The organism is Pigmentiphaga sp. (assembly GCF_019689535.1).
GTDB lineage: Bacteria > Pseudomonadota > Gammaproteobacteria > Burkholderiales > Burkholderiaceae_B > Pigmentiphaga.
The window spans coordinates 1-5643 of the sequence record NZ_JADGHH010000212.1 but is presented as its reverse complement, the minus strand read 5'-3'; the positions used below and the strand labels follow the sequence as shown (position 1 = coordinate 5643).

Below are 5643 nucleotides of genomic sequence, written 5' to 3'. Positions count from 1 at the left end.
CCCCCCGCCTGGTTGCCGCCCCCCGCGGCGCCGCGGGCTGGGGGCCCCCGGCTCAGTTCAACGGGTTCCGCACCCTTTCCAGTATCTCTTCCCCATACGCCTCCAGCTTGCGCGCGCCGACGCCGCTGATCTCTCCGAGCGCCTCCAACGAGGACGGCCGGGCCAGCGCGATCTCGCGCAGGGTGGCATCGTGGAAAATGACATACGCCGGCACGCCATGGCTGCGCGCCACCTCGGCGCGCCAGGCCCGCAGCGCAGTGAACAAAGACTCGGCCTCGGGCGGCAAGGTCGCGGCGGCACGGGCGCGGGCGCCTTCCCGGCTGCGGCTGGGCTTGGCGGTCTCACGGCGCAGCATCAAGACACGCTCTCCCTTGAGTACCGCGCGGCTGCCTTCGGTCAGCGCCAGCGTGCCGTAGGCATCGTGATCCACGGTCAGTAGGTTCAGCGCAATCAGTTGCCGCAACACGCTGCGCCACTCTTTCTCGCTCAGGTCCGCCCCCACGCCGAACACGCTCAGCTCATCGTGGCGGTGTTGGGTGACGCGTTCGGTCCGCTTGCCGCGAAGGATATCGATCACGTGGCCCGCGCCGAAACGCTGGCCGCGCTCTTTCCAGAGCCGGTAGACGGCCGAGAGGATTTTCTGCGCCGCCTGGGTGCCGTCCCACGCCTGCGGCGGCTCGAGGCACGTATCGCAATTGCCGCAAGGCTGCGAGCGCTCGCCAAAGTATTGCAGCAGGCGCACCCGACGGCATTCCACGGTCTCGCACAGCCCCAGCATGGCTTCGAGCATGGCGGCCGAACGGCGCTTGTACGCCTCATCGCCGGCGGACTCGTCGATCATCCGCCTTTGCTGCACCACGTCCTGCAGCCCATAGGCCATCCAGGCCGTGGCCGGCAGCCCGTCGCGGCCGGCGCGGCCCGTTTCCTGGTAATACCCCTCCACCGACTTGGGCAGGTCGAGGTGGGCCACGAAGCGGACGTCAGGCTTGTCGATCCCCATGCCGAACGCGATCGTGGCCACCATGACCACCCCGTCTTCGCGCAGGAATCGCGCCTGGTTGGCAGCCCGCACGGCCGCGTCCAGGCCGGCGTGGTATGGCATGGCATCGATGCCCTGGGCGCAAAGGAATTCGGCGACCTCCTCCACCCGCGCCCGCGACAAGCAGTACACGATGCCCGAATCCCCGGCGTGCTCCTGACGGAGGAAATCCAGCAATTGCCGGCGCGGATCGCTCTTTTCGACGATGCGATAACGGATATTGGGACGGTCGAAGCTGGAGACGAAATGACGCGCGTCTTGCAGCCCGAGCCGCTCCGCGATCTCGAGCCGCGTGGCCTGGGTCGCCGTGGCGGTGAGCGCAATGCGGGGCACCTGCGGCCAACGCTCATGCAACATCGACAAACCGAGGTACTCCGGCCGGAAATCATGCCCCCATTGCGAGACGCAGTGCGCCTCGTCGATCGCAAACAGGGCGATGCGGCCGCGCTCGAGCAAGGACAGGCAGCGCTCGGTCAGCAAGCGCTCGGGCGCGACGTACAGCAGATCGAGCTCGCCGGCGATGAACGCCCGCTCGACTTCGCGCACGCGGGCATAGTCTTGCGTGGAATTCAGGAAAGCTGCCTTGACCCCCAGCTCGGTCAGCGCATCGACCTGGTCTTGCATCAGGGCGATCAGCGGGGATACGACGACCCCCGTGCCGCTACGCACCAGGGCGGGCACTTGATAGCACAGCGACTTGCCTGCGCCGGTAGGCATCAGCACCAGCGCATCGCCGCCGGCCACCACGTGGTTCACGATTTCCTGCTGCGGCCCGCGGAAATGGTCATAACCGAAAACCCGGCGCAGTACCTCCAGCGCTCGGTCGTCACCCATGCGCCGGAGCCTCGCCTGCGTGCAAGCGATCCAGTCCTTGGCGCAAGTCGGCGATCAGGTCGGCCGGATCTTCCAGGCCGATGTGCAGGCGCACGGCGGGCCCTTCGGGCTGCCATCGGGTAGCAGTGCGATAAGGCGCCGCGTGCACCACGGTAATCAGGCTCTCGAAGCCGCCCCAGCTCGAACCGATGCCGAACAGCTGCAGGCCGTTGACGAAGCGTGCGAGCGCCGCTTCGTCAACAGGCTTCAAGACGACCGAGAACAACCCCGAGGCCCCCCGATAATCGCGTTTCCAGAGGGCATGCCCCGGATCGGTCTCGAGCGCCGGATACAGCACTCGCGATACCTCGGGTTGCTGCTGCAGCCAGCGCGCCACTTCCAGAGCGTTCTTCTCGTGCTGTTTGAGGCGCACGCCCAGCGTGCGCAGGCCCCTGAGTGCCTGATAGCAATCGTCCGGGCTCACGCTATAGGCATAGTCGTACACCGTCTGCCGCACCGGCTTCCAGTACTGCTCGTTGGTGGAGACGACGCCTATCATCAGGTCGGAGTGGCCGCCTATGTACTTGGTACCCGCGTGGATCGAAATGTCCACGCCCAGCTCGAAGGGCGAGGCGAAATATGGCGTCACCCAGGTGTTGTCGGCGAGCACGGGAATGCCGCGCGCATGGGCCGCCCGCGCGATCGCCGGGATGTCTTGCATCTCGAAAGTGAGCGAACCCGGAGACTCGCAGAACACCGCGCCGGTGTTGTCGCGCAGCAGGTCGGCGATGCCGGCGCCGATGAGCGGATCGTAATACTCGACCTCGATGCCCATGGGCACCAGCCTGCGGTCGCAGAAACCGCGCGCAGGCGAATAGGCCGAATCAGTCACCAGCAAATGCTGGCCGGGCTTGAGCACCGCCAGCAAGGCCACGATGATGGCCGACAAGCCGTTGGGCGTGGCCACCGCCTGATGCGCGCCTTCCAAGCGGGCCACGGCTTCTTCGAAAGCAAACGTGGTGGGCGTTCCGTGCCGGCCGTAGCTGACCGGCTTCTTGGTCAGGTCGCGCGGAGCCTCGTACGACTCGATCGTGGGATGGATGACGGTAGAGGTGCGGAAGACGGGAGTATTGACCATGCCGGAGTACGCTTCTGGAGCGCGTCCGGCATGCGCCAGCAAGGTATCGGGCTTGGGCATGGCTGTTCTGGGTTCGTTGCGGCGCTGCGCCGGTAAGCAGGCCATTTTAGCCAAGTTGGTTTCCCGGAAAGGCCGGCTTGCCTCGACGCGCCAACTCTCCCAGGATTCGTTCGACGATCGCCTCCGGCGGCTGCTCCGCGTCGACGACGATGGCATTGCTCGGCGGCTCCAGCGTATCGAATTGGCTGCGCGCCAGCCGCGGGTCGAAAAAATGCCCCTTGCGCTGCGCCAGGCGCCGAATCACGGTGCCATAGGACACGTCGAGATGGACGAACACCACGTCTTCGCCCGGCTTGGCCAGGACGGCCCGGTAACGCTCACGCAGCGCCGAACAGCTGAATACGTGCGGCTTGCCCGTGGCGAGCGACGCCTCGATGGCCGTGCGCATCGCCTGCAGCCAGGGTGCGCGGTCTGCGTCGTCCAGCGGCTCGCCGCGCGACATTTTCTCGATGTTCGCCGGCGGATGAAAAATGTCGGCATCCGCATAGCCGCAGCCCAGGCGCTCCGCCAACAGCTGGCCGACGGTCGTCTTGCCGCTGCCCGAAACGCCCATGATCACCACCACCATGACGGCCTCCCATTGCGATCCGGATCGAAGCGGCCGGCGGGGCCGGGTCCGCCCGGCTTGTTCGCGCGCGGGCGGTGCCGGCTGCCGATGCCATGACACGCTGGATAGACCGCCCCGCTGCCCGCCGGTTCGGCGCGACCGCCCGCCGACTGCACAAGCCGACATCCTGCTTCAAATCCATCGCTCCTGCAAAAAAAGAAAACTGGCGCATTGCTGCGCCAGTTCTCCGTACTGCAGGATTGAGGGGAACGCTTCAGGCGTTAGTTCTTGGGCGGTTGGACAGAGCGACGATGCTCGCGCATGCGGTCGCCGCGCCCGAGGCGCTTTTTCACGGCATCGGTGACGAGCTGCTTTTGCTGGCCATCGAGCGAGTCATACACAGCCAGCCATGCCTCGCGCGCCGCGTCCATCTTCGGCTTGAGCGCCGCGCGGTCGGCTTCCCGCTTGGCGGTCAGCGCGCGCAGGTCGAGCGGCCCCGCATCCACCTGGGTGCGCAGCGCCTTGGCGCTTTCCTGGCGCTGGGCGCGCACGGCCTTGGCAACCTCCCGGCTCTGCTCACGCGCGGTGTCCCACAGTTTTTGCTGCGATTCGTTCAAGTTGAGCTTGGACTTCAACCGCCCCAGCATGGCGAAGGGCGCCTCGCTGCCGGGAAGGAAAGCGGAGCCGTGCATCGGCCCGTGGCGTCCCTTGAAGGCGTGGCGGTGCTGGTGGGGCGCCTTCTGCTCGGCTTGCGTGCTATTGTCATTGGCAGGCTGGGCGTGGACGGCCTGGAAAACGCCGGCGCTGCCGGTAGCCAGCGCGAGCGACAACGCGATAGTGCGAAGGGTGTGCTTGGTCATTGCGATACTCCTTGTCAACACCGCATCGAACTGCGGCGGTGACTGCATTCTGGGTCAGCGCCGGTTTCGGACCCGTTGCACGCGCAGGGCCATCTGTTTCAACCGATTTCACGCTGCTTGCCGCTGCAAGCGCCTGACGCGAACATTCCGCCATGGAAAAACCCGCCACCAAACTGCTCGTGGTCGACGACGATCCGGCCTTGCGCCAACTGCTCGCCGACTACCTCAACAAACAGGGCTACGACACCCTGCTCGCCCCCGATGCGACCGATCTCGAGGCGCGCATCGCCCGCTACAGCCCCGCCCTGCTGGTGCTGGACAGGATGCTACCCGGCGGGGACGGCGCCGACGCCTGCCGAAGACTGCGCGAACGGGGGGAGGACCTGCCCGTCATCCTGCTCACCGCGCGCGATGAAACAGTAGACCGCATCATTGGCCTGGAAGCAGGCGCCGACGACTATCTGGGCAAACCGTTCGACCCGCGCGAGCTGCTGGCGCGGATCGAAGCGGTCCTGCGGCGCAAGAGCGGGCCATCGGCCTTGACCAAGGACGCACCGGTCGCATTCGGTCCGTTCGTGTTCGATCCCAAGGCGCGCACCCTGCACCGGGGAACCGAGCAGGTTCGCCTCACCGGCGGAGAATTCAACCTGCTCGAAGCCCTGCTGCGCAATGCGGGCAAGCCGTTGTCGCGCGAGCGGCTGCTCGCGCTGGCGCGCGACGACGAAGCCGGCGAGCGCAACGATCGCGCCATCGACATCGCCATCCTACGCTTGCGCCGCGCGATCGAGGACGATCCGAAACAGCCGAAATGGATCCAGACGGTCTGGGGCATCGGCTACCGCTTCGCGCCCCTGACCAGCAACGGCGATGCGGCGTCGGCTACGCCGCCGCATTCATGAGCGCGACTTCGCTTCGACGCTGGGGCGGACGCCTGGTGCCGCGCACGCTGCGCGCGCGGCTCGTCCTGCTGATACTCGGCTCCGTGCTGGTCGCCCAGGCCGCCACCTTCCTCGCCATCGAGCACTACCGGCGCGACGTCCTGGAAAACGTCGCCCCGGATTTCATCGCCACGACCATACGCACCCTGCGCGCGGCCCTCTCCCAGATCGACGAGAGCGAGCGCGCCGCCTTCGTGGCGGCAGCTTCGGGCGGCGAATGGCGCCTGGTGTCGCGCCCCGTCCCACCC

At 66.9% G+C, this 5643-nt stretch carries 5 protein-coding genes and 1 pseudogene; 2 read left to right on the top strand and 4 right to left on the bottom strand.

Features of this window, described 5'->3' with window-relative positions:
* Nucleotides 1–52 precede the first annotated feature (52 nt).
* From recQ to IRZ12_RS15115, 4 genes are all read right to left on the bottom strand, one after another.
* Nucleotides 53–1873 carry a DNA helicase RecQ gene (recQ, locus tag IRZ12_RS15130; protein WP_296470089.1) on the bottom strand — a complete coding sequence of 607 codons (1821 nt, stop codon included), beginning with the start codon at nucleotides 1871–1873 and terminating at the stop codon, nucleotides 53–55.
* On the bottom strand, nucleotides 1866–3050 hold the full coding sequence (gene metC, locus IRZ12_RS15125) for a cystathionine beta-lyase (RefSeq protein WP_296470086.1): 1185 nt from the start codon (nucleotides 3048–3050) through the stop codon (nucleotides 1866–1868). Before metC ends, recQ begins: the two co-directional genes overlap by 8 nt.
* A gap of 46 nt (nucleotides 3051–3096) precedes the next feature.
* A complete protein-coding gene (locus IRZ12_RS15120; RefSeq protein ID WP_296470083.1) occupies nucleotides 3097–3618 on the bottom strand; it encodes a gluconokinase in 522 nt (173 codons plus the stop codon).
* A gap of 260 nt (nucleotides 3619–3878) precedes the next feature.
* The gene (locus IRZ12_RS15115; RefSeq protein WP_296470080.1) at nucleotides 3879–4457 is read right to left on the bottom strand and encodes a Spy/CpxP family protein refolding chaperone; all 579 of its coding nucleotides are present in this window, start codon (nucleotides 4455–4457) and stop codon (nucleotides 3879–3881) included.
* 152 nt (nucleotides 4458–4609) lie between these two features.
* Here IRZ12_RS15115 and IRZ12_RS15110 point away from each other — a divergent pair, with 152 nt between their 5' ends.
* Together IRZ12_RS15110 and IRZ12_RS15105 are read left to right on the top strand one after the other, a co-directional pair.
* Nucleotides 4610–5356 (top strand): response regulator, encoded by a 747-nt coding sequence (locus IRZ12_RS15110; RefSeq protein WP_296470077.1) that lies wholly within the window; start codon nucleotides 4610–4612, stop codon nucleotides 5354–5356.
* Nucleotides 5353–5643 (top strand): annotated as a pseudogene (locus IRZ12_RS15105) (ATPase); the annotation flags it as partial. The gene IRZ12_RS15110 and the pseudogene IRZ12_RS15105, both read left to right, overlap by 4 nt.